21 protein-coding genes are annotated in these 22,657 nt (G+C 61.4%); 9 read left to right on the top strand and 12 right to left on the bottom strand.

From position 1 onward, the window contains the following. Positions 1–118: 118 nt before the first annotated feature. A complete protein-coding gene (locus tag SynBMKMC1_RS05995) occupies positions 119–775 on the top strand; it encodes an HAD family phosphatase (protein WP_255486340.1) in 657 nt (218 codons plus the stop codon). Here SynBMKMC1_RS05995 and sds read toward each other — a convergent pair. The 5 genes from sds to SynBMKMC1_RS05970 are packed head-to-tail and all read right to left on the bottom strand — an operon-like array spanning position 769 to position 5,264. Further along, a complete protein-coding gene (gene sds, locus SynBMKMC1_RS05990; RefSeq protein ID WP_011932946.1) occupies positions 769–1,740 on the bottom strand; it encodes a solanesyl diphosphate synthase in 972 nt (323 codons plus the stop codon). The two genes, SynBMKMC1_RS05995 and sds, sit on opposite strands and share 7 nt — an antisense overlap. Positions 1,741–1,762: 22 nt before the next feature. Beyond that, positions 1,763–2,569 (bottom strand): glutamate racemase, encoded by an 807-nt coding sequence (gene murI, locus SynBMKMC1_RS05985; protein WP_186473063.1) that lies wholly within the window; start codon positions 2,567–2,569, stop codon positions 1,763–1,765. Further along, entirely contained in the window at positions 2,566–3,657 is a 1,092-nt protein-coding gene (locus tag SynBMKMC1_RS05980; protein ID WP_186473062.1) for an N-acetylmuramoyl-L-alanine amidase, read from the bottom strand. Before SynBMKMC1_RS05980 ends, murI begins: the two co-directional genes overlap by 4 nt. 8 nt (positions 3,658–3,665) lie before the next feature. Further along, entirely contained in the window at positions 3,666–4,487 is an 822-nt protein-coding gene (locus SynBMKMC1_RS05975) for a carbon-nitrogen hydrolase family protein (protein WP_186473061.1), read from the bottom strand. Positions 4,488–4,523: 36 nt separating this feature from the next. Beyond that, positions 4,524–5,264 carry a 2-phosphosulfolactate phosphatase family protein gene (locus tag SynBMKMC1_RS05970; protein WP_186473060.1) on the bottom strand — a complete coding sequence of 247 codons (741 nt, stop codon included), beginning with the start codon at positions 5,262–5,264 and terminating at the stop codon, positions 4,524–4,526. 64 nt (positions 5,265–5,328) lie between these two features. Between SynBMKMC1_RS05970 and SynBMKMC1_RS05965 the strand changes: the two genes are divergently transcribed. The 5 genes from SynBMKMC1_RS05965 (at position 5,329) to SynBMKMC1_RS05945 (ending at position 10,890) form a co-directional block, all read left to right on the top strand. Next, positions 5,329–6,909 carry a UbiD family decarboxylase gene (locus SynBMKMC1_RS05965; RefSeq protein WP_186473059.1) on the top strand — a complete coding sequence of 527 codons (1,581 nt, stop codon included), beginning with the start codon at positions 5,329–5,331 and terminating at the stop codon, positions 6,907–6,909. 5 nt (positions 6,910–6,914) lie between these two features. Next, a complete protein-coding gene (gene aroA, locus SynBMKMC1_RS05960; protein ID WP_186473058.1) occupies positions 6,915–8,234 on the top strand; it encodes a 3-phosphoshikimate 1-carboxyvinyltransferase in 1,320 nt (439 codons plus the stop codon). Continuing rightward, on the top strand, positions 8,209–9,132 hold the full coding sequence (locus SynBMKMC1_RS05955; protein ID WP_186473057.1) for a tRNA (5-methylaminomethyl-2-thiouridine)(34)-methyltransferase MnmD: 924 nt from the start codon (positions 8,209–8,211) through the stop codon (positions 9,130–9,132). The genes aroA and SynBMKMC1_RS05955 overlap by 26 nt, the downstream gene beginning before the upstream one ends. A gap of 35 nt (positions 9,133–9,167) precedes the next feature. Continuing rightward, a complete protein-coding gene (gene glmU, locus SynBMKMC1_RS05950; protein ID WP_186473351.1) occupies positions 9,168–10,511 on the top strand; it encodes a bifunctional UDP-N-acetylglucosamine diphosphorylase/glucosamine-1-phosphate N-acetyltransferase GlmU in 1,344 nt (447 codons plus the stop codon). A 184-nt stretch (positions 10,512–10,695) separates the two neighbouring features. Beyond that, positions 10,696–10,890: a hypothetical protein gene (locus SynBMKMC1_RS05945; protein WP_006041182.1), complete on the top strand. Its 195-nt coding sequence runs from the start codon at positions 10,696–10,698 to the stop codon at positions 10,888–10,890. On the opposite strand, the gene murF is transcribed toward SynBMKMC1_RS05945, so the two are convergent. Genes murF through menD form a run of 6 tightly spaced genes read right to left on the bottom strand, consistent with a single transcriptional unit; the run spans position 10,891 to position 18,021 of the window. Then, a complete protein-coding gene (gene murF / locus SynBMKMC1_RS05940) occupies positions 10,891–12,306 on the bottom strand; it encodes a UDP-N-acetylmuramoyl-tripeptide--D-alanyl-D-alanine ligase (protein ID WP_186473056.1) in 1,416 nt (471 codons plus the stop codon). It lies immediately after the preceding gene. Next, positions 12,303–13,058 carry a hypothetical protein gene (locus tag SynBMKMC1_RS05935; protein WP_186473055.1) on the bottom strand — a complete coding sequence of 252 codons (756 nt, stop codon included), beginning with the start codon at positions 13,056–13,058 and terminating at the stop codon, positions 12,303–12,305. Before SynBMKMC1_RS05935 ends, murF begins: the two co-directional genes overlap by 4 nt. 6 nt (positions 13,059–13,064) lie before the next feature. Further along, entirely contained in the window at positions 13,065–14,639 is a 1,575-nt protein-coding gene (glgA, locus tag SynBMKMC1_RS05930) for a glycogen synthase GlgA (protein WP_186473054.1), read from the bottom strand. A gap of 59 nt (positions 14,640–14,698) precedes the next feature. Further along, positions 14,699–15,355: a L,D-transpeptidase gene (locus tag SynBMKMC1_RS05925; RefSeq protein ID WP_186473350.1), complete on the bottom strand. Its 657-nt coding sequence runs from the start codon at positions 15,353–15,355 to the stop codon at positions 14,699–14,701. A 39-nt stretch (positions 15,356–15,394) separates the two neighbouring features. Beyond that, entirely contained in the window at positions 15,395–16,270 is an 876-nt protein-coding gene (gene menB, locus SynBMKMC1_RS05920) for a 1,4-dihydroxy-2-naphthoyl-CoA synthase (RefSeq protein ID WP_186473053.1), read from the bottom strand. Between the two features lie 14 nt (positions 16,271–16,284). Further along, entirely contained in the window at positions 16,285–18,021 is a 1,737-nt protein-coding gene (gene menD / locus SynBMKMC1_RS05915; RefSeq protein WP_186473052.1) for a 2-succinyl-5-enolpyruvyl-6-hydroxy-3-cyclohexene-1-carboxylic-acid synthase, read from the bottom strand. 93 nt (positions 18,022–18,114) lie between these two features. Here menD and lepB point away from each other — a divergent pair, with 93 nt between their 5' ends. Together lepB and SynBMKMC1_RS05905 are read left to right on the top strand one after the other, a co-directional pair. Further along, positions 18,115–18,732, top strand: a complete 618-nt coding sequence (gene lepB, locus SynBMKMC1_RS05910) for a signal peptidase I (RefSeq protein ID WP_011932928.1) — start codon at positions 18,115–18,117, stop codon at positions 18,730–18,732. A gap of 14 nt (positions 18,733–18,746) precedes the next feature. Further along, positions 18,747–19,100: a DUF760 domain-containing protein gene (locus SynBMKMC1_RS05905; protein ID WP_011932927.1), complete on the top strand. Its 354-nt coding sequence runs from the start codon at positions 18,747–18,749 to the stop codon at positions 19,098–19,100. Here SynBMKMC1_RS05905 and SynBMKMC1_RS05900 read toward each other — a convergent pair. Continuing rightward, on the bottom strand, positions 19,090–20,283 hold the full coding sequence (locus SynBMKMC1_RS05900; RefSeq protein ID WP_186473051.1) for a DUF4336 domain-containing protein: 1,194 nt from the start codon (positions 20,281–20,283) through the stop codon (positions 19,090–19,092). The two genes, SynBMKMC1_RS05905 and SynBMKMC1_RS05900, sit on opposite strands and share 11 nt — an antisense overlap. Before the next feature lie 114 nt (positions 20,284–20,397). Between SynBMKMC1_RS05900 and SynBMKMC1_RS05895 the strand changes: the two genes are divergently transcribed. Further along, entirely contained in the window at positions 20,398–21,621 is a 1,224-nt protein-coding gene (locus SynBMKMC1_RS05895) for a hypothetical protein (protein WP_186473050.1), read from the top strand. The last annotated feature ends 1,036 nt before the right edge of the window (positions 21,622–22,657 follow it).

Genomic DNA, 22,657 nt, shown 5'->3' with positions numbered 1-22,657 from the left:
ATCCAGCATGAAGCGCCACAGACAGTGGGTCGTTGCCAAGCGTTGCCAGGCATCAATCCCCGTGATTGAACCCTGCAGCAACGAGCGACAGAATGGAGGCTGGAGGACCATGGCTCGCATGCCTGAGGCTTTTCTCTTCGACCTCGATGGCGTGCTTCTGGATACAGAACCCCTCCACGCCATCGCCTGGCGGCAGGCGGCAGCTCACTTTGGAACGGATCTGAGCGATGCACAGCTTGCCCAGCTGCAAGGCCAGCGCCGACTTGAGAATGCCCGGCAAGTCTGTTCCTGGATCCGTCAGCCCATCAGCCCAGAGCAGTTGCTCGCGGTGCGTCAACCGCTCGCCGCTGACTTGCTGAGCACAGCCCCGGCAATGCCGGGAGCCGAATCTCTCCTGCGCTACATCCATTCCCTGAATCTGCCGATGGCCCTGGTCACCAGCAGTGACCGCAACTCCCTGCAACTGAAGATCCGCCACCATCCCTGGGTGAATCTGTTGGAGGTGCAGGTGTGTGGGGACGACAGCGCTCTCAAAGCAGGGAAGCCAGCTCCAGACCCCTACCAGCTCGCTGCCTTGAAGCTGAATGTGCGACCGCAGGATTGCTGGGCCTTCGAAGACTCCGATGCCGGTTGCCAATCAGCGCGTCAAGCCGGTTGCACGGTTTGGCGCTTGATGCCAACCAATGCTTTGAGCGCGTCCTCACCGCTTGAGGACATCATCTGTATCCATGCACTGGCCGAGGCGGAGCGCCAGTTGCGCAAAATCGTTCAGTAGAGACGACTGAGCACAAAATCAGGCAATTCGAGCAGAGCAGTCCGGCTCGGGGATTCCGGCAGCCAGCTCAGCGCTTCACGGGATTCCTGAGCAAAGCGTTCAGCGAGCTGACGGGTTCGGGCGATGGCATCCGATTGCCGCACGATCTGAAGGGCTTCATCCAGATCACCCTCATTGCTGAATTCGCGCTCAATCAACACACCAAGCGAGGGATTCTGCTCGAGTGCGTAGAGCGCAGGAGCCGTGAGATATCCGCTGGAGAGGTCGCTGGCAGCGGGTTTACCCAGCTGCTGTTCACTTCCAGTGAAATCGAGAATGTCGTCCACCACTTGAAAAGCCAGACCCAGTTGCCGGCCGTAGTGATAGAGGGATTCCAGCTGGGGCTCGGTGCACCCACTCAGAACGCCTGCCGCCCGCGCGCTGTTGGCGACGAGAGAGGCCGTTTTGCAGTAACTCTTTTCGAGGTAGGTCTCAAACGTTTGTCCGGTGTCATAGCGGAACAATCCCTGCTTTACCTCTCCATCAGCCAGATCCATGATCACGCGGCTGAGGAGCTTCACAACATCGAGATTGTCCAGATTGGCAAGGTGCCAACTGGCCTGAGCGAAGAGGAAATCGCCTGCAAGAACAGCAACTCGATGGTTGAAACGGCTGTGCACCGTTTCAACGCCCCGGCGAGTGCCCGCTTCATCCACGACGTCGTCGTGCACGAGAGACGCTGTATGGATCATCTCGGTGATCTCAGCCAAACGACGATGCCTTGGCGAGAGCTCACCTTCCGGGGACAGTGCCCGGGAAACAAGCAACACAATGCCGGGTCTTAAACGCTTTCCCCCTGCGCTGAACAAATGCTCAGCAGCAGCTTGCAAAATCGGGTGCCCGGCACCGATCAGGCTGCGCAGGTCGCTCAGCAGGATTTCCAGATCCGCTTCGACCGGCTGCAGCAACTCGGTGACGGTGGTCATGGGTCCTCTCGGTGGCGAGATCCTAGAAGGCCTCGACCGGCGACTGCAGGGCAATCTGTTCGACCTTCGGGCGTTGGCCCAACCAGGGCGTGGAACGATCAGCGAATCCCTGCGGATCGGATGTCACACAGATGCGAGTGGCCTCAAGGGCCAGCGGCTGATCAAGGCCACCGGGCACAGGCTTGCCAAGAAGTGCATCGAGCTGGCTTGCCACACCCAAGGCCGGATCGATCAGTCGGATCGACTCAGGCAAGAGGTTGGAGAGCAGGGGAAGGAGCAAAGGGTAGTGAGTACATCCGAGCACGATCGATTGCACGGAGGCCTCCAGGAGTGGCTGGAGGTAGTGGATGGCAGCGCTGCGCAGGGCGTCACAACCCAGGTCTCCCGCCTCGATGAGCGGAACAAAGTCTGGGCAGGCCTGCTGAACCACAAGCGTTCCAGGATGAAGGGCTTCGATGCTTTCCCTATAAGCCCCGGAGGCCACGGTCGCTGGTGTGGCCAACACGCCCACCCGCGAGTCCCGCACCATCGCGGCGGCGGCACCAATCAGCCCGACCACGGGCACGCCTGCTTGTCCTTCAGTCACGTCCCTGGCGAGGGCATTGGTGGTGTTGCAAGCCATCACCACAGTGGTGACCTGCTGATCACGCAACCAAGCGACCACTTCGGAGGCGATGGCTCGGATCTCGGATGGAGAACGGCTGCCGTAGGGAACCCTGGCTGTGTCTCCCAGATAGATCGTGGGAACTCCCCCATGACGTTCGAGCACGCGCCGAAGCACCGTGAGCCCCCCAAGGCCGCTGTCAAAAAAGCCGAGACGGATGCTCAACGGACCCCCTGCAGATACTCAAGGATGCCGGCGGCGATGGCCAGTGCCAGCCGGCGGCGATGGGACGCGGTGGCGAGCCTGGAGGCATCGATATCGCCGGTCACAAATCCTGTTTCAACCAGCGCTGCAGGCATGGTGGTACGTCGAATCACGAAGAATCGCCCCCGACGCACCCCTCGGTTCGGGCTGCCTGGTGACACATTCAGCACCTGCTGCTGGATATGGGCCGCAAGGCGGGCCGATCGAGGATCCGAGAAGTAGAACGTTTCGATTCCATTCACATCCGGGCGCGACATGCTGATCGCATTCGCATGAATGCTCACAAATGCCGTGGCCCCAATCCGGTTCGCCAGTGAAACCCGAGGGGGCAGATCCACATCCACTTCAGCGGTGCGCGTCAGGGTCACCTGAACCCCTTTGGCTTCCAAAAGGCGGGCCACCTGCAGGGAGATATCGAGAACGATCTCAGCCTCACGAATTCCGTTGATGCCCACAGTACCGGGATCAGGGCCTCCATGCCCTGGATCCACCACAACCCGGTACCGCCCCCTGGCCACGTCAGGCAAGCCCTCAGCGTTCACAGGTGTTTGCGTCGGCCGGATGCGCACGCCGCCCCAACGCCCGCTGCTGGCACGGTTGAGATCGCCTTCGCCAATCGAGCGCAGCCCCTGGGTAGGAAGCCCCTCAAACAGTAATTTCCAGCGATCGGGAGCTGTTCCCACCAGCCGAAGGTTCCCTGGGTCGAGGGTCACCCCCGGCTGAAACTCGATCACCAGCCGGGTGGCACCGGGTGTTGGCTTGCCCAGGCGGAACTCACGCACCGGCCCCGAACCTGGAATCCGCCGGGGACGGCTGAGCTCACCGGGAAAATCAATCCAAACCCGCGGCCCCTGACGACGATCACCGGCCTCGAAGAACGCATCCAGACGGGCGCCGGTCGACGTGCGCAGCTGAAGGACCCCATCCTTCCCGAAAGACCACGCCGCGAGAGCACTTGCCGCCCTTGCGGGTAATCCCATCAACCATCCTGTCGACTGCAAAGCAGCGGCAACCAGCAAGGCACTGAAACGGAGAGGCAGCCGTGGCATGAGCAAGCTCAGAACACCGGGGATCGGCGGTGTTGCAGACAGGGCATCTGACTGCGAATACGGGCGAGGTGATCCAGATCCACTGGGGCGACGGCAGCCCCCTGGGACACCCCGGCATCTGCGAGAACGGTTCCCCAGGGATCGATCACCATGGAATGACCATGACTGAAACGGCGTCCGACATCGCTCCCCGTCTGAGCCGGAGCTAACACATAAGCCGTGTTCTCGATCGCGCGGGCCTGAAGCAGCACCTGCCAGTGATCTTTACCCGTGAAAGCCGTAAAGGCAGCTGGAATCATCAGCAACTCGGCGCCAGCGCCGACGAGATGGCGATACAGCTCAGGGAAGCGCACGTCGTAGCAGATGGACACCCCCACCCGACACAGTCCAGGCACATCCACGACTGGAGGCGGTGAGGAACCCGGCATGAAACTGCTGGATTCCCGGTAGGAACTCCCGTCAGGAAGATCCACATCAAAGAGATGGATTTTGTCGTAACTGGCCAGGATCTGACCATCCCGTCCCACCAGCTGAGCTCTCTGCCAGGTGTGAGCACCATCTCCCACCGGAACAGGAAATCCCCCGCCGAGAATCACCACCTGATAGCGACGCGCCATGGTGATCAGAAACTGAGACGCCTGATCGGCGAGTGCCGGCGCGATCGCCAGACGCTGGTCGGATTCACCGATGAAGGCGAAATTCTCAGGAAGTCCGATCAGTTCGGCGCCCCGACGGGCCGCCAGATCAATCTGTTCCTCAGCAGCATTGAAGTTGGTCTCTGGATCGGAAGTGCTGGTGAGTTGCACGGCAGCCGCCAGAAAATCACTCACAGATCGGTATGCGGTCGAAGCAAATGATATGGCTGCTCAGACCCGGATGGCCTTCAAAACCCCAGGTTCGGTCTGGGTTGGCACAACATTCAGCTGATCCAGAGCGGCGCAGCAACTGAAATCGGCGTCGTGATTCCCCAGCCGCGTCAGTCGCTGTCCGTGGGACGCGATGCGCAGACAGGCCTCAGGGTCGTGCTTCCACTGCAACCAGAGGGCGAGGGCGGCCTGCATTTCATCGTTGGAGATCTCGGCACCAGAAGCCGCCAACCGCTCGGCTAGCGCTCCTGCCGCCAGGGAATCCTCAAGGGAATACGTGCCCTCCCAACCACTGCCCACCATCCACACCCGCTCCGGCTTGTCCTGAAGGAGTCGCTGGGCCACAGCGTCTCGGTTGGGGAGAGCCACCGTCATCACCGCAGAAACCTCGCGCACGCGTTGCAGAGCACGCGTGCCATTGGTGGTGCTCATGAACAGACGTTTTCCTTGCACCACTTCAGGAGTCACGGCCACAGGAGAATTGCCGAGATCGAACCCTTCGAGCATCCGACCGCCCCGTTCGCCCAGCAGCAGGCGGGTTTGCTCAGGCCAGTTTCGCGACTGCAAGCGCAGCTCATCCAGATCGGCGAAAGCCTGAACCGCCTCGGCCCCGTTGTGAAGCGCCCAGGCGATGGTGGTGGTGGCGCGCAGCACATCGATCACCACAGCGGCATCGGGCCCATCCGGCGTGCCGATGGCATCGGGAACATCAGCAGCCACATGGAAATAGGAAACCTGCATGGCCACGCTCTTGATCGGCGTGCGTCACAGTACCGAGACCACCCACCGATGAGGTGTCGTCTTCATGGCTCTGTTCCGCCCAGGTCCCGGCACCCGGGATCTGCGTTCCTTCATCCAACTCTTGGAGGAGCGCGGACAACTGAAGCGGATCCAGGCCCCCGTTGATCCCGATCTTGAACTGGCCGCCATCGCCGATCGCGTTCTGGCCAGTGGCGGACCAGCACTTCTTTTCGAGAACGTCATCGGCTCCTCCATGCCGGTGGCCGTGAATTTGCTCGGAACGGTGGAACGGGTGGTGTGGAGCATGGGCCTGGAGCGGCCGGAGCAACTGGAAGACCTTGGAGAACGGCTGGCCCTGCTGCAACAGCCCCGCCCCCCCAAAGGTCTCGGGGAAACCAAGAAGTTCGCAAGGGTGTTCTGGGATCTGGTGAAGGCGCGACCCGATCGGGATCTGCTGCCTCCCTGCCGGCAGGAAATCTTCAAGGGTGATGAGGTGGATCTGGGCCGGATCCCACTGATCAGGCCCTGGCCAGGCGACGCCGGCGGCGTGATCACCCTTGGACTTGTGATCACCAAGGACCCGGAAACCGGGGTGCCGAATGTGGGGGTCTATCGACTGCAAAGACAGTCGGTGAACACCATGACGGTGCACTGGCTGAGCGTGCGCGGTGGTGCGCGCCACCTGCGCAAGGCTGCGGCCATGGGCAAAAAACTCGAGGTGGCCGTTGCCATCGGCGTCCATCCTCTGCTGGTGATGGCAGCAGCCACGCCGATCCCCGTGCAACTGAGCGAGTGGCTGTTTGCGGGGATTTATGCCGGCGAAGGGGTGCGGCTCTCACCTTGCAAGACCCTGGATCTGCAGGTCCCCAGCCACAGCGAAGTGGTGCTTGAAGGAACGATCTCCCCTGGGGAAGTGTTGCCCGATGGCCCCTTCGGAGATCACATGGGGTTCTACGGCGGCGTCGAGGATTCCCCACTGGTGCGCTTCCACTGCATGACCCAGCGCCGCGACCCGATCTTCCTCACAACGTTCAGTGGCCGTCCACCGAAGGAAGAAGCGATGTTGGCGATCGCTCTGAACAGGATCTACACACCGATCCTGAGACAGCAGATTCCAGAGATCAAGGATTTCTTCCTTCCCATGGAAGCCCTCAGCTACAAGCTGGCGGTGATCTCGATTGACAAGGCGTATCCAGGGCAAGCGAAGCGGGCAGCCATGGCCTTCTGGAGTGCGCTGCCCCAGTTCACCTACACCAAATTCGTTGTGGTGATCGACAGCCATTTGAACGTGCGTGATCCCAGGCAGGTTGTGTGGGCCATCGCTGCTCAGGTGGATCCCCAGCGGGATCTGTTCGTTCTCGAGAACACGCCGTTTGACACCCTTGACTTCGCAAGCGAACAACTGGGGTTGGGTGGTCGCATGGCCATTGATGCCACCACCAAAATCGGACCGGAGAAAAACCACGACTGGGGAGAGCCCCTGAGCCGACCCGACGATCTCGAACAACGGGTGTCGGACCGGCTGGAGGAGCTGGGCCTGGCAGATCTGGCGACCAAGGAGCCGGATCCAAGCCTGTTCGGCTATGCCCTCGATGCTCTGCTGCAGAACCGACCCATAGGATCGCCGTCATCCAAACCTTCCTGAATCACGTGACGGGATCCACCGCCGCTGCCCGTGAACTGAAAGCAGGCGGAAGCCTTAAGGGTCGTGTGCGAGTTCCTGGAGACAAATCAATCTCCCACCGAGCCCTGCTGTTCGGAGCCATTGCCGAAGGTGAAACCACAATCGAAGGCTTGCTTCCTGCGGAAGACCCAATCAGCACCGCCGCCTGCCTGAGGGCAATGGGAGCTGACATCAGCCCGATCGCCGAAGGTGAACTGATTCGCGTCACCGGCGTCGGCCTCGATGGACTGCAGGAGCCAGACACCGTGCTCGACTGCGGCAACTCAGGCACCACCATGCGCCTGATGCTCGGGCTGCTGGCAGGCCGCAACGGGCGTCACTTCGTGCTCACCGGCGATGCCTCCCTGCGCCGACGACCGATGCAACGGGTGGGTCAGCCCCTGGCCATGCTCGGCGCCGAGGTCCGGGGCCGCGGTGATGGCAACTATGCGCCGTTAGCGGTTCAGGGTCGCCGGCTGCGGGGGGCCGTGGTGGGAACCCCTGTGGCCAGTGCCCAGGTGAAATCGGCGTTGCTGCTGGCGGCACTCACAGCCGAAGGCTCCAGCACCGTGATCGAGCCAGCCCACTCCCGCGACCACAGCGAGCGGATGCTGAAGGCGTTCGGAGCCGATCTCACCGTTGGAGGGGAAATGGGGCGGCACATCACCGTGCAGCCAGGTGCTCGGCTGAAGGGACAGCACGTGGTGGTCCCGGGAGATATCAGTTCTGCAGCCTTCTGGCTGGTGGCCGGTGCCCTGGTTCCGGGCGCTGATCTCACCGTGGAGAACGTGGGATTGAACCCAACCCGCACCGGCGTGCTGGATGTGCTGGAACAGATGGGAGCCAAGATCGACGTGCTCAATCGCCGTGATGTGGCTGGAGAACCCGTCGGCGATCTGCGGGTGACCTGCGGCCCGCTGCAACCCTTCCGCTTCGGAGAGGAGATCATGCCCCGACTAGTGGATGAGGTGCCGATCCTCACGGTGGCGGCCTGTTTTTGCGACGGCGAAAGCCACATCAGCGGAGCCGCCGAGCTGCGGGTGAAGGAAACGGATCGTCTGGCGGTGATGGCCCGACAACTCAAAGCCATGGGCGCTGACATCGATGAACACCCGGATGGTCTTGTGATTCGTGGTGGTCGTTCCCTGCGCGGGACCGCACTTGACAGTGAAACGGATCACCGCGTGGCCATGAGCCTGGCGGTGGCATCGCTGCTGGCAAGCGGTGACTCAACACTGGCTCAAAGCGAAGCCGCAGCCGTGTCTTACCCATCGTTCTGGGATGACCTTGCCCGACTGCGCATCTGATCTCGGGCCTTTGCACGCCTACCCGACGGCGGACGGAAGTTTCAGCCTGCAGAGCGAACGCTTCGGCGAGGCCTTTCACAACTCAGCCGGCGCCCGCAACGAAGCCATCGCAAAATTCGCGGTTCCCGCCCAGCTCGAGCGATTCGGCAACGGCACACCGCTCAGGGTTCTCGATGTCTGTGTGGGCCTCGGATACAACAGCGCCGCGGTGCTGGAAGCGCTCCCCTCAGCAGCTCCCGAGCTGATGTGGTGGGGGCTGGAACTGGACCGGCGTCCTCTGGAGCTGGCCTTAGCCCAGCCGCACTTCCGCAGCAGCTGGTCGGCATCCGTTCTGAAGGTTTTGGAACAGATGCGAGACCGCGGCGGTTGGCATCAGGACCACAGCAGCGGCAGATTGCTCTGGGGAGATGCCCGCAGCACGATGCGGCAGATTGCCGATAGTCAGCGCTTTGACCTGATTCTTCTGGACGCCTTCTCGCCCCAGCGCTGTCCAGAGCTGTGGAGTGAGGAGTTCCTGGCAGGCCTGGCCGGACGTCTGGCACCAGGCGGCCGTCTGCTCACCTACAGCCGTTCAGCGGCGGTGAGAGCCAGCCTGCGACGACACGGTCTGACGCTGTACTCGCTCCTGCCAGCGCCCGGCGAACGGCCAGGCTGGAGCAGCGGCACGATGGCCGTGCGACCGGGACCGCCGATTCCTGAGGCAGGGCCTGGGTGGAGAGCACTATCGGCAATGGAGGAAGAGCACCTCCACACCCGCGCCGCCGTGCCCTTTCGTGATCCCAGCAGCGCTGATGACAGCACTGCCATCCTGCAGCGCCGGAGCCTTGAGCAGGCGAGCTGCAACCTCGAAGCAACCAATGCCTGGCAAAGGCGCTGGCGGCAAGACGCCACCGGCTGATGCCGGTAGATTCCCCCGGGTTCGTTCTGCAGACCATGCTCGCCGTTGCCGTTCTGGCCGCAGGAAAAGGCACTCGAATGAAGAGTGCTCTGCCGAAGGTGCTGCAGCCCCTGGCAGGAGCCACGCTGGTGGAACGGGTTCTGGCCAGTGCGCGAACACTGGCACCAGAACGCCGCATCCTGATCGTGGGGCATCAAGCCGAACGCGTAGAGGAGCAACTGAATCACATCGAAGGCCTGGAATTTGTTCTTCAGCAACCGCAGAACGGAACCGGCCATGCCGTTCAGCAATTGATCGCTCCCCTTCAGAGCTTTACCGGGGAATTGCTGGTTCTCAATGGAGACGTTCCCTTGCTTCGGGCCGCAACCATTGAGCAGCTGGTGGAAACGCACCGCAACAGCGGTGCTGATGTGACATTGCTCACCGCCCGCCTTGAGGATCCAACCGGTTACGGCCGCGTCTTCGCCGATGACGACGGTCGCGTGAGCGCCATTGTTGAGCACCGTGATTGCACCGAAGAGCAGCGACGCAATTCCCTCACCAACGCTGGGATCTACTGCTTCAACTGGAGCAAGCTGCTCGCCGTGCTGCCCAACCTCAGCACCGACAACGACCAGGGTGAACTGTATCTCACTGATACCGTCTCCATGCTGGAGCGCGCCATGCATGTGGAGGTGGCCGACGCCGACGAAGTGAACGGAATCAACAACCGTCGTCAGCTGGCCCAGTGCGAAACCCTTCTCCAGCAGCGTCTTCGCGACCATTGGATGGATCAGGGCGTGACCTTCGTGGATCCATCCAGCTGCACCCTGAGTGAGTCATGCCGGTTTGGACGCGACGTTGTGATCGAACCCCAGACCCATCTGCGTGGTGTGTGCAGCATCGGCGACAACTGCCGCCTCGGGCCTGGAAGCCTGCTGGAGGATTCCGAACTGGCCGAGAATGTGAGCGTGCTGCATTCAGTGGTCCGCGGCGCCAAGGTGGCCCGGGATGTGGCCATTGGCCCCTTTGCCCATCTCAGGCCAGCGGCTGACATCGGCGAAGGCTGCCGCATCGGCAACTTCGTTGAAGTGAAGAAGAGCACCCTGGCCGCAGGCAGCAAGGTGAATCACCTGAGTTACATCGGTGATGCTGAGCTTGGAGCGGATGTGAATGTGGGTGCGGGCACCATCACGGCGAATTACGACGGTGTCAACAAGCACCGCACCGTGATTGGAGACCGAAGCAAGACAGGTGCCAACTCCGTCATGGTCGCCCCTGTCACCATCGGCAACGATGTGACGATCGGTGCTGGTTCCACCATCACCAAGGATGTCCCTGATGGTTCCCTCGCCCTGGGCCGTGCCAAACAATGGGTCAAAGAGGGCTGGAACTCCTGAAAGAAACAGGATTGTTCTGATGCAGTGGTCAGCGAATCACCATCAAATTGCGTCATTGAGAAGGAAAGATCAAGGAAGAATTAACTCCCAAGAAACTTATTCAAATCACCAGATTCTCTTCACTTCACGATGATGGCAAAAGGTCATTCATGCGTGAGGTTGGTGGTATCAATCCTCTGGATTCATGCACGACCAAAAGCGTTACACCGTGCGATACCGCGATGCCAACAGCAATCGCGTTGAAGGTTGCTACTACGCCGGCGATGCCTTTGAGGCTCGAGTGCTGGCCATGGAGATGATCAAGTACATCAAAGACCATCCCAATGCCATCGATCTGATCCGCTGCGAAGAAGGCCACTCCAGCCTGGTTGCCGCCTGATCAGCCGATCAGTGTGTTCTGCAGGGAAGGAATCAGGCGCTCTAGCGCCACACCACGGCTGGCCTTGAGAAGCACTGTGTCTCCAGGCTTCAGCCATCCCGCCAGAGGAAGGGCCGCCTGTTCAGGGGTCTCAACCCGTTGAAATCGACTGAGGGAGCCTGCAGCGACCTCCATCGCTTCGCCTTCCTCACCGCCCGCGACGACCACCAATCCATCAAGCTGCAGATCGATGGCCTTCTGAGCCACCCTCCGGTGCAGATCAACGCTGCGACTGCCAAGCTCCAGCATGGTTCCCAACACAGCAAAACGACGTCCCGGTTGATGAGCAAGCAACTCCAGAGCGGCCAAAACCGCTTCCGGTGATGCGTTGTAAGTCTCATCGAGCAGAGCGATTCCCCCAAAGGACAGTCGCCGGTTCCGACCTCCTGGCACCTGCACATCCAAGGCCTGAATGGTTTGCAGAGGAACCTTGAGTTCTTGGGCGACCGCCAGAGCCAACATGAAGTTGCGGGCATTGTGACGTCCCTCAAGAGGACAGTGAAAGCGCAGGCCGTTGAAGGCCAGCGACTGATCCTCGGGCTGAAAATGACCCACAAGATCGGGGGTGGGAAGGTCTCCTGAGGTCAGCCCACTCACCTCAGGTCCATCCTCAGGCTCATCCCCATCGAGAGCCACGCGCAAGATGCGGCCCGTCCAACAGCGCGACAGAGCATCCTCAAGAAGTGCGTCACCAGCTGGGATCACCACAATCCCGAGGGGCGATAAAGCCGCAGTGATCTCGCATTTGGCTGAGGCGATGGCCGCCCGACTCCCCAACCGGCCGATATGAGCGGTGCCGATGTTCGTGATCACTGCAATCTGCGGTTCAGCACAGCGCGAGAGCCGTTCAATCTCACCGGCTCCGCGCATTCCCATCTCCACTACCACCGCTGCATGGCTGCGGTGCGCCCCCAGGAGGGTGAGCGGCACGCCGATGTCGTTGTTGTTGTTGCTGTCGCTGGCTTGCACATCGCCCAGGGGTGCCAGTGCAGAGCGAATCAATTCGCGGGTGGTGGTTTTTCCGGCTGATCCGGTCACCGCCACCACGGACGCATTCAGTTGGCGGCGATGCAAGGTGGCCAGCTGCTGGTAGGCCTCGAGCGTGTCCGCCACTTTCCAGTGCAGCAGGCCGTCTGGCACGGCATGGGCACAGTCGCTGGCCACAAAAGCAGCCTGGGCACCACGCTCAACAGCACTGCTGAGGAAGCGATGGCCATCGAATCGCTCCCCGCGCAGCGGGATGAAGAACGATCCCGGCTCGAGTGTGCGGCTATCGGTGCAGACCGGTCCAAGGGCCTTCGACAGATCCGGAGCAGGACCACCCGCCCAGAGGGGCTGCCCCCAGAGCTCCACCAGCTGGGAGAGCTGCAGTGTCACGGCGTGTTCAGCGGATCGAACATGATCATGCCGTTCCCGACGCGGGATGGCCGTGCCAGCAGATGGTGGCCTGCATCTTCGAGGGTGAGATCGTCATATCCTTCCTCCTGGAGCTGTTGCCACCAGGCTTCAGCGCGATCAAGCCGTTGGGATGGTTCCAGGGCCACCCACTGCTGGGCATCAAGCGTCAGCACAGCCCCATTGCGCTCCGGAACTGGTTGGGCTGTCAACAGCAACCCCTGGGGAATGGCGGAATCACGATCCGCATCAGCGAGCAGGCTTAAAAGGGGTGTGACCTGCAACAGAGGGACCTCTGGCTCGACGGCCGAAGGCTCAGCGGCCACGGGCTCAGGAAACTCAGGCTGTACAGGCTCGCTCGGCACGGCGAGGGGCTCAGAAGCAGCAGGCTCTGGAATCACCGCCAGAGGTCTGGCCTCGGGCAGCGGCGTGGTGAGAATGCGCTCGATACCTGGAGGCTCCGGGTCCTCTTTCGAGGCAAGGGCTCCCTGGAGTTGCAGTCCCCCCAACACCAACACACCAACAATCAGCAGCAGGAGCAGCGGCCAGAACAGCGGCGCGAGGTCCTGGGGCCAGAACCCAGGTGTGGAGAGATCCCCCTCTCGATTGCGTCGCCAGAGTTCCTGAGCCCGGAGGCGCAGGTCGGCCAGGGCAGCGGGCACATCACGGCGCAAGGCCTCCCATGGACTCTCGTAGGGAGCGGGTAAAGCGCTTTTGTCCGGGGGATCAGCCATACTCCATCATCGTCGCTGTTTGCCAAGCAGCCTGGCGAGAGGGTTGCGGCTGGTGCGCACCGGGGTTGATGCACTCGACGCCTCACTGCTTTCGATGGGGGCTTCTTCTGAGGGAGAGAGCGTCTGCGAGGCTCCACCGTGACGGGAGGGATCGGCCTCCTGTCCCTGGGAGAACTGTTCCACAGCAGCGGCGTCGGGACTGGGCTCCTTGAGCCCGCAAACATCGCGGTACATGCGGTCGTACTCCAGTGCTGAGCGAGCCCAGCTGTAGTCCTGCTCCATCCCGCGCCGCTGGAGCTCCGTCCAACTCTCCGGATGGCGGAAGGCCTCCCAGGCCCGAACCAAAGCGGTGTAGAAATCCACAGGTTCGAACCGGTCAAAGCAGAAGCCCGTCCCGGTCTTGTGGCGGGGATCGTGGGGCGGCACGGTGTCGACCAATCCACCCACCTTGCGCACCACAGGCACGCTGCCGTAGCGCATGGCGTAGAGCTGGCTGATCCCGCAGGGTTCGAAGCGGCTGGGCATCAGGAAGGCATCACTGCCTGCGTAGATCAAACGCGACAGGGCGTCGTCATAGGTGAGAAACACCGCAACCCGACCTGGATGGCGTGAAGCAAGTTGCCAAAGGCCGGATTCCAGTCCGCGATCCCCGGTTCCCAGAACGACAATCTGGGTGTCGGTGTAGGCCAGAAGACGGTCGGCTACCTGAAGCAGCAGATCCACACCCTTTTGATCCACCAGACGGCTCACCATGCCGAGCAGGAAGGTGTCGGGGTTCACAGCCAGACCCATCCGTTCCTGCAGCAACAGCTTGCAGGTGGCTTTCCCAGCCAGGTTGGTGGAGCTGAAGGTCGCCGGCAAAGCCTTGTCTTTGGATGGATTCCAGGCCTCGAGATCGATGCCGTTGAGAATGCCGCGCAGCTTGCCGGAGATGTAGTTGAGCAAGCCCTCTAACTTCTCGCCGTATTCAGAGGTGCGGATTTCCTGGGCGTAGGTGGGTGATACGGCGTTAACCCGATCGGCGTAAAGAAGCGCAGCGGCCATGGTGTGGTCTCCCTGCATGTACCAGGGACACCAGGTGATGCGATCCAGCTTCCAGCGCCAGGGTCCCTGGTACTTGAGGTTGTGGATCGTGAACACCGTGCTGATTTCAGGATCCTGGTGCATCCACACCGGAATCATGCCGGTGTGCCAGTCGTGGCAATGCAGCACCTGAGGCTTCCAGACATTCCAGGAAAATTCCGCCGCTGCGCTGGCGAAGAAGGTGAACCGCCAGTCTTCGTCTTCACCGCCATAGATCCGCTCGGGATCAAAAACAGGGTGTCCCACGAGGTAGAGCGGCAAACCATTCGTCGGGTGTCGTGTTTCAAAGACAGCGAATTCCGTGCCCATGGTCTGGGCCCGCCAGATCGGTTCTGCAGGAATATCCAGAGAGCTCCAGAGCTTGCCGTAGCCGGGCATGATCAGACGCACATCGTGACCAAGCTCCGCCAGGGCGGGCGGAAGCGAGCCGACCACATCGCCCATGCCACCCACCTTCACCATCGGTGCACATTCAGCGGCAGCAAAGAGCACGCGCATGGTCAGGTCAACCGATTGTGAGGCGCGACTTTAAGCGCATTCAGCTGGGTTGAGGTCGGTCAGGGAAGCACTGTCACCGGAGTACCGACCCGCACCATCTCAAAGATCTCCTGAACGTTCTCCTCATAGAGACGCACACAGCCATGGGACACAGCCCGTCCCACCGTCCATCGGTAAGGGGTGCCGTGAAACCCTGCCACCGTGCAGCCGTCGATATCCAGATACTGCTCACCATCCCAGCCTTCGCGGCCCTTGCAGTCGCGATAAAAGCCGATCCATCGGGATCCCAACGGATTGGTGGCCTCCTCCGGGCCCAGCAATTCGCCACTGACAGGGTGCGTCCACACCGGCTCCTTCACCATCTGCATCACCCGGAACCGCCCAGCAGGGGTTTCCCAGCCAACAGTGCCGACGGCCGCGGGGAATCGGCGCGTGAGTAAACCATCGTGCAGCACGAGTAGCTGCCGATGCTGACGATCAAGCACGAGCTGCAGACCCACACGCTGCAGGAGATCCTCTGGGACGCGAGCCATCGAAACGGCATCGCTGACCGGTGCCGCGAGCGGAGGAATCGGATCCGGTTCCCGTTGCGTTGGAGCCTCAGACGCCTCAGCCTGGGGAACATCCGCCGCATGCACAGACCGCAGCCAGGGCAGCGACGGAAGCGCAGCCAGGGCAAGCAATCCGATGGATGCTGGAAGGATGCGCTGGAGCATCGCGGCGCCGAAACGAGGGGAACGATGCAACTTTTTTAGCTAGGGGAGCCAGGGGGAGGCTGAGAAATCAGGGTCCCGCTTCTCAAGGAAAGCGTTGCGCCCCTCCTGCCCTTCGTCCGTTCGGTAGAAGAGGTGGGTGGCCTGACCGGCCAATTCCTGAATGCCTGCCAGGCCATCGGTTTCGGCATTGAAGGACGCCTTCAGGCAGCGGATCGCCGTGGGGCTGTGCTGCAGCACTTCCTGAGCCCAACGCACGCCTTCGGCTTCAAGCTTGTGCAGCGGAACGATGGCATTGATCAGTCCCATCTGCCGGGCCTCCTCCGCTCCGTAGCGACGGCAGAGAAACCAGATTTCCCTGGCCTTGCGCTGACCCACGACCCGGGCCAGATACCCCGCACCGAAACCGCCATCAAAGCTGCCGACCCGCGGGCCGGTTTGACCGAACACGGCATTTTCTGCGGCAAGGCTGAGATCACAGAGAAGATGCAGCACCTGTCCGCCACCGATGGCATACCCAGCCACCAGGGCGATCACCACCTTGGGCAGGCTGCGGATGATCCGCTGCAGGTCGAGCACATTCAGCCTGGGCAGCCCGTCCTCATCGAGATAGCCGCCATCACCGCGCACACTCTGGTCACCACCGGCGCAGAAGGCGTAGCCACCGTCGTCCGCAGGACCGACTCCGGTGAACAGCACCACGCCGATGCTGCTGTCGTCGCGGATGCGCGTGAAGGCATCACAGAGTTCCACCACCGTGCGAGGCCGGAAGGCGTTGCGCTTGTGCGGGCGATTGATCGCCACCCGCGCAATGCCCGGCTGGGCTCGATCCAGCAACACATCGCTGTAATCCCCCCAGGGCTGCCACACCACTCCCGGATCACCAGGAAGCACGGATCGGGAGGTGGGATCGGCCATGGAGGCGGTGGGGATCAGTGTTCTTTTGTACTGCCTTGATCACAGCGGAGCACTTGCTCCACCTCTCGCCGCAGCGTCTGCCGCAAGGCTGCATCAGCAATCCGATCCGTGCAGACCCGCAGCAGCACCGGTCGCCTCTGGTCCAATCCCCACTCCAGGGCATGGGGAAGATCCTCGAGGCAGGCCAGCTGACGGGAGGGCACGGCGTGGGCCCTGGCCAACGCCAGCGGATCCACTGCCTGGGGCATGGCGAAGAGATGGTCAAACTCAGCCGCCGAACCGGCAGGTATCGGCAGCTGCCCAAAGATGCCGCCGCCGCCGTTGTCAATCAACAGCACCAGCAAGGGCGGTGCTGAGGCCGCCGCCAGCAGCCAGCCATTGCTGTCATGCAGGAGTGCGAGATCGCCGGTGAGCAGCACGAGGGGGCCGAGCTCCCGTGCAAGACCAACGGCCAGAGAAAGGGTCCCATCGATGCCGGAAGCTCCGCGAAAACTGAAGCAACGGCGTTGGCCGGTATCAGAAGCTGCAAAAGCCTGCCAGTCCCGAACGGGACTGCTGGCGGCCAGCATCACCGGTGTCGCTGGAGGCAACAGCTGAGGCAGACACCGCATCAAGGCCGGTTCACTGACGGGGCCGACTTGGGGCAACTGCTGGGCAAGCGCACGCTCCACGGCCGCATCCAGAGCACACCAGGCCTTGAGCAAGGCGCTGGGACGTTCCTCAGAGCACACCTGCTGGCCAGAGACGCCCTGCCACCAGCTGGAGAGCCCCAGGCTGCACTGGCTGGCCAGGCCGAGGGGGTCGAGGCTGCGGCAGTCCCCCTCGCTGATGAGCCATTGCCCCGGCCCCAGCGCGCGCAGCCAGGCTTCAAGCCGGCGGCTGGCCGGAAGAGGACCGAGGCGCAGCACCTGAAGCGATCGCTCGGGCGTGGGCAGACCGGCCGGCAGCATCAGGTCCCAATGGCGGATCACCCCTGGGAGGTCCTGGGGCGCGGCAGCCAGAGGATCCAAGAGCACAGGCCAGCCGGTGGTGAGGACCAACTCCTGCAGCGCCCGCTGGTAAGCCGGACGATCCGCCTCCAGACCACGCCAGGGTCCTGCCACCACCACGCCCGGACGGGACCAGTCCGGAACCGGACCATCCCAGGGGGTGGAGCGTGGCTCAGCAGGGTGATGCCCGCCACCAGCAGCCGGCAGGGGTTGCCACGCCGACCAAAACGCCTGCTGCTCGGCCTCGTTGGGATGGAGTGGCTCCTCGAACGGCAGATTCAGGTGCACAGGCCCTGCCGATCCCAGCGCCCTCTGCCAGAGCGACGACGCCAGGCTTTGCAGCTGAACGTCGTTCTCGTGGTGAAGCCCCTCGCCTGGGCTGCTCAGAAACGCGCGGCAAACGGGGGCGAGAAACTGCTCCTGATTCACGGTTTGGTTGGCGCCGCAGTCCTTCAGGCGCGTCGGTCGGTCGGCCGTGAGCAGCAGCAGGGGAATGCAGGACCGATCAGCCTCGACGGCTGCGGGCAGCAGATTGGCCACAGCCGTTCCAGAGGTGGTGATCACCGCTGTGGCACGACCGGAGGCCTGGGCCAGCCCGAGGGCATGGAAAGCAGCTGAACGCTCATCGATCGCGGTCACCAGCGTCAGCTCCCCCTGCCTGGCCAAGCCGCCGGCCGCCAGGGCCAGAGGTGCGGAACGGCTGCCAGGGCACAGAACGATCTGCCGAAGTCCCTGCTGCTGCAGATGGGCCAGGAGGCTCACAGCTGCCTTGAGATTGGCGATGGCGTGGCTCAGACCGGTCGGCAGCGCTGATGCGATCCTCGTCCAACGCCTACCCCCGGGTCCGTCCCTTCGATGCCCAGCCAACCCGATCAGTCCGCCACACGCCGGAGTGGCTGGATCTCCCTGCTGCTGTGGGTGGTTCTGGCACTGCTGCTGCGCTGGCAGGTGCTGGAACCGCGCTGGATTCCATCGGGGTCGATGCTGCCAACCCTTCAGCTTCAGGACCGAATTCTGGTGGAAAAGCTGAGGCCGAAGTTCGATCGCGCCACACACCAGACCCTTCCCCTGAACAGCATCGTGGTCTTCGCTGTCCCCCCCCAACTGGCAGCGGCCGGCTACGACCCGAATGCGGCGCTGATCAAACGGGTGGTGGGTCTGCCCGGCGATCAGCTCGAGGTTCGAGATGGACAGCTGCTGCGCAACAACAGCGTGGTGAACGAACCCTGGCTGGATGAAGCGATCGACTACGCCATGGAACCAATCACCGTGCCCGATGGCACGGTGTGGGTGATGGGCGACAACCGCAATGCCAGCCTTGATTCCCATCTGTGGGGGGCGCTTCCGGACAACCTGGTGATCGGAACGGCTGTGTGGCGCTACTGGCCCCTGGCACGGTTCGGTCCGATTCGGTTCTCACAACCGGATTCAACTGTGACGCAGCACACAGCTGCGATAGGTTCAGGGTCCTGACGGAGAGCGGCGGGATGTTCAACCCGGAGTTCCTGACCACGGACAGCCAGGACGGACAACCCGTCAACGGACTGATTCAGTACCTGCAGGATCAATCACCTGATGTGTTGCAGCGCGTCGCGAAATCTGCGAGCAACGACATTCAGGATGTGATTCGACACAACGTGCAGGGTCTGCTGGGAATGCTCCCCGGCGAACAATTTGAGGTGAAGGTCACCGCCAATCGCGACAACCTGGCCAACATGCTGGCCTCCGCAATGATGACCGGGTATTTCCTGCGTCAGATGGAGCAGCGCAAGGAATTGGAAGAAGCGATGTTTGGCGACGAGGAGATGGCCATCGGCCCCGACGACGAACTCAATCTTTGAAGGGGTCAGGCGGCACCAGCTTGTAGCGCAACAACGTTGTGTCGATCCCGGCAAGAAAGTCCCAGCTTCCCTGATCTGGGGCCCACGGCCTCTGGAGAAGTTCCTCCTTGAACACATTGGCGATCTCAGGAGTAAACGCCAAAGGAGCGCTGTAGTGCGCTGGCACGAGCCAACGCATGGACTCAAGGCCTGCCACTTCATCCAACCAACCGAGCAGGGCCTGGCGTGCCCGCGGCAGCACCAGTCGCTCCAAAACCGGAGCCACCTGCAGACGCGGGGCTGGATCCCCCATCAACGCCGCCGCCGCCTGCTGCCAGCCGTCCTGCCAGGAGAAGGGATAGAGCCCGAAGTGCTCACGGGGCGAGCGCAAACCCGGACGAAACGCCTGGCGAAGCACCTGCAGCAACGAAGGAACCTCCAGTGGTTCCGGCCTCAGGTAGGAGGCGAACAGCACAAGCCGGGCCCAACCGCGACGGCGTGCTTGAACTGAATCCAAAAGCGGCTCATCGCCCCGCTCGCGGGCGTGGAACAACAGCGGGGTGGGGTCTGGATCGAACACCGCGGGGGGCTCAGCACTGATCCCCACCAGTGCATCGGTCACCAGAAGGGCCCCGGAAGGACGGTGAAAACAGCTGATCTCCTGAAATCGCCCCACGCCGAGGTCCAGTGGACCGAGAGAGACCCAGTGGCAGATCTCTGGATGGGGCACCCCGTCGTCGAGCAGAACCCGGGTGCGACGTTTCGGTCCCCCCAACCAGCTGAGGGGAAGTTGCACAGGGAAACTCCACTGGCCAGGGCACACCCACAGATCGGCCTGCGGGAACGCGCGAGCCAGAGGTCCTAGAGGAAGCTTGTGCTCGAGCCCCGATGCCGTCGGCATCACGATGGTCTGCACGGGGCCATGCACAGCCTCCAGATCCGCGAGTTGCTTCAGAAGCTCCCGGGTGGGCGGCAGGGGATTCACCAACATCAAGCCGCCGGGAACCCTCACCACCGTGAGACGAATCGGCACAGCCACGTAGTACACCCCTTGCAGCTGCTCAAAGCTCCAGAGCTCACCGGGGATCAGCTCACTGAACACCGTGCGGCGGCGGCCATAGGGATAGAGCGGCAGCAGCGGCCACCAAGGCCAGCGTTGGTCGGCTGGCGAGATGCCCTCAGTTGCACTCAGATCACTTGCCATCACTCAAATTGACTGTTCCGTTGTTCCAGGTTGTGCAAGTGGGCATAACCTTGTGCAAGTGGTTTTAGGGACAACTTAGGGATAAAATAGGCAGACAAGCCGCCCTGTCCCTAGATGACAGACACCACTGGGCAACGCCGAAACAGCGCAAGGCTGAAGCAGCTCTCCCAGTATCTCCGGACCGTTCATTCAGAGCGGTATGGCCTATCTCTCAGGCGCAAAAGCAGACCTAACGGTCAGGAGCTGATCTACCTCTCGTTCAGGACGCGACCTGATGGGGGGGGAGATCAGAAGTGGCTGAAACTCAATGCGTCCTATGAGGACACAGACCTCGCTATTTCGCGTGCCATCGATCAGGCCTTAGCCGACTTCGACAGCAACGTCAAAAGGAATGCGGGTGGTCCTGTTGGTAGCTCACTTGGTGTCTATCAAAGACAGGCTTTAAGCCGCATCGAAACAGACGGGAACTCTGAGAAGCACGCTGCTCGTCGTGTGAAGTGGCTTAAGAGCTGCGTTCAGTGGCTCTCCGAAAACAACGGCAGGGCTACGAGCCGAGAGGATCTGCTGCGTTGGATCGCAAGTTGGCCAGCAGAAGCGAGAAGTCGTCGCGATGCCATCTCCTCTGCATGCCTGATCTTCGGGATCGCGACAGATGGCAAGCAACTCAACCCAGGCAAAGAGTTTGCTTACCAAGAACCCCAGGCAGGGCAGGGACGACCGATTGATCCTGAAGAGGTACAGCGCGTCATCTTGAAACTCTGGGATCGAGCTGAAACCTCTGAGCTTGCTCATGCAGCCGCATGGCTGACGTCTTGGGTTGCTCTCACCGGTGCTCGTGGCGCGATGGTAATGGCCTCACAACTGTTGTGGACTCCTCCAGGAAGGGTGGAAGTAGTCGTTGGGGGTTATGTGGAATGCCGTGATAGCAAAAGGGGTAGGAATCGGCAGGCACAACTCTGTCCTTCATGGAAAGAGCTTCTTGAAGCCGTTGGGATTGAAAAACTGAGCACTCCTCCGCAACGCCTCCGAGATGCCGCCAGTCCATGGAATGAGAAACCCAACCAAGAACAACAGAGGAGAACAGAACAAGAGCTCAACGCCATTCATGGCTGGATCTGGCGAGAATTCTCAGAAGAGCGCGGATTGAGAGCTGATCGCGATTTCATCGGGCTACGCACTCTTCGGCACAACGCTGCGCGACGACTGCTGGAGGTGAAACAGCTCGACCTTCTACAGATTGCAGGTCTTCTCTCAACATCTGAGGACATGCTCAGGAGGACGTATTCCGACCATCACCGCTTCCGCTCGAACGAGATCATCAGAGAGGTCTTCGGGTAGATCTCTGAGTTCAATAAAGGCTATGAAAGAAATCTCCAACGAAGATCTGAGAGTCATCCAGATTCCTGATCCTGAAAGTGGCAGTGATCGATGGATCCACTTCGCACACACCATTAACGGCTACGAAGTTGACCCATTGATCAAGCAGACAGATCAACGCTCTTCTATTCACACTGCACGAACACTTACTGAACTTCGATGCGCCTTATTCCATCTCGCGAGAGCCGATCGATGGCAGGGAGCTACAGCGCCTGTGCCGGGCCTTGAGGAAGATGTTGAGACGCTCCTACGGAAGATTCGCGCAAAAGTTGCTGCGGGCGAACTGGAATAGAGGCTTGCCAAGCCACTTAAAAGACAGCAATCACTGTGGCAAGTCTCATTTTGTCCCTGAAATGGCACTCAGGCCGTCACAGACGCCCCAATGTCATCAGAACTGCTTCTTGATTCCAGAGGAATTCGCCGCGCGGTGACAACGGGTTGATCTTGCGGCGGTGAAGCCCATCCCGAAGAAGACCTGCCCTGAGCATGTTCCCAAGAGTGTTGCGATGCACCCCGAGACAAGAGGTCAACTCTCTTGTACGCATCCAAGTAATCGGAGTGTTCGACATGTGAATCAACCATCTACTACAAACTACCCGTGTTGATCGAAGGAGCTGAAAGTGAAGCCATCAGCGAACTTAGTTGTGTCTTCTCACCTTTGCGGATAATCGCCTGCAACTCAGGTGATATTCAGGATTCGCATCAGCTCAGTTGTCATTCAAAAGCTCAGATATTCCGAGCGCCGTTGCCTCGATGTTCATTGAACCCTCTACTGCTTTGCAGATTGCGGCAATCACGGAAGGTAGCTCTCGTCCATGGAGGACAGTGCCGGCCTCGAGATGGTGCTTCAAGCTGCGCTCGACCAAGGCAAGCAGCTCGTCCGCTCGTTCTGCAACGGTTCGTGCTCTTGCGAGCTGTTCTTGTCTAAAGGTCTCGAGCTGTTCCTCATATCGCTCGAGCTCTGCTTCAGTTCGTGCTTCTGAGACTGTCTTCAGCT

It is taken from the genome of Synechococcus sp. BMK-MC-1, assembly GCF_014279955.1.
GTDB lineage: Bacteria > Cyanobacteriota > Cyanobacteriia > PCC-6307 > Cyanobiaceae > Synechococcus_C.
The sequence above is the reverse complement of the archived record's forward strand: the minus strand, read 5'-3'. Positions and strand labels throughout refer to the sequence as shown.

What these genes read in the sequence shown, in the direction of transcription:
- lepB (WP_011932928.1), top strand. Translation starts at nt 18,115, where the DNA reads ATGCCCAGCCAACCCGATCAGTCCGCCACACGCCGGAGTGGCTGGATC.
- SynBMKMC1_RS05970 (WP_186473060.1), bottom strand. Translation starts at nt 5,264, where the DNA reads ATGCAGGTTTCCTATTTCCATGTGGCTGCTGATGTTCCCGATGCCATC.
- glmU (WP_186473351.1), top strand. Translation starts at nt 9,168, where the DNA reads ATGCTCGCCGTTGCCGTTCTGGCCGCAGGAAAAGGCACTCGAATGAAG.
- SynBMKMC1_RS05945 (WP_006041182.1), top strand. Translation starts at nt 10,696, where the DNA reads ATGCACGACCAAAAGCGTTACACCGTGCGATACCGCGATGCCAACAGC.
- SynBMKMC1_RS05935 (WP_186473055.1), bottom strand. Translation starts at nt 13,058, where the DNA reads ATGGCTGATCCCCCGGACAAAAGCGCTTTACCCGCTCCCTACGAGAGT.
- SynBMKMC1_RS05955 (WP_186473057.1), top strand. Translation starts at nt 8,209, where the DNA reads ATGACCTTGCCCGACTGCGCATCTGATCTCGGGCCTTTGCACGCCTAC.
- SynBMKMC1_RS05980 (WP_186473062.1), bottom strand. Translation starts at nt 3,657, where the DNA reads ATGCCACGGCTGCCTCTCCGTTTCAGTGCCTTGCTGGTTGCCGCTGCT.
- SynBMKMC1_RS05925 (WP_186473350.1), bottom strand. Translation starts at nt 15,355, where the DNA reads ATGCTCCAGCGCATCCTTCCAGCATCCATCGGATTGCTTGCCCTGGCT.
- SynBMKMC1_RS05900 (WP_186473051.1), bottom strand. Translation starts at nt 20,283, where the DNA reads ATGGCAAGTGATCTGAGTGCAACTGAGGGCATCTCGCCAGCCGACCAA.
- SynBMKMC1_RS05995 (WP_255486340.1), top strand. Translation starts at nt 119, where the DNA reads ATGCCTGAGGCTTTTCTCTTCGACCTCGATGGCGTGCTTCTGGATACA.
- sds (WP_011932946.1), bottom strand. Translation starts at nt 1,740, where the DNA reads ATGACCACCGTCACCGAGTTGCTGCAGCCGGTCGAAGCGGATCTGGAA.
- SynBMKMC1_RS05895 (WP_186473050.1), top strand. Translation starts at nt 20,398, where the DNA reads ATGACAGACACCACTGGGCAACGCCGAAACAGCGCAAGGCTGAAGCAG.
- glgA (WP_186473054.1), bottom strand. Translation starts at nt 14,639, where the DNA reads ATGCGCGTGCTCTTTGCTGCCGCTGAATGTGCACCGATGGTGAAGGTG.
- SynBMKMC1_RS05965 (WP_186473059.1), top strand. Translation starts at nt 5,329, where the DNA reads ATGGCTCTGTTCCGCCCAGGTCCCGGCACCCGGGATCTGCGTTCCTTC.
- menB (WP_186473053.1), bottom strand. Translation starts at nt 16,270, where the DNA reads ATGGCCGATCCCACCTCCCGATCCGTGCTTCCTGGTGATCCGGGAGTG.
- SynBMKMC1_RS05905 (WP_011932927.1), top strand. Translation starts at nt 18,747, where the DNA reads ATGTTCAACCCGGAGTTCCTGACCACGGACAGCCAGGACGGACAACCC.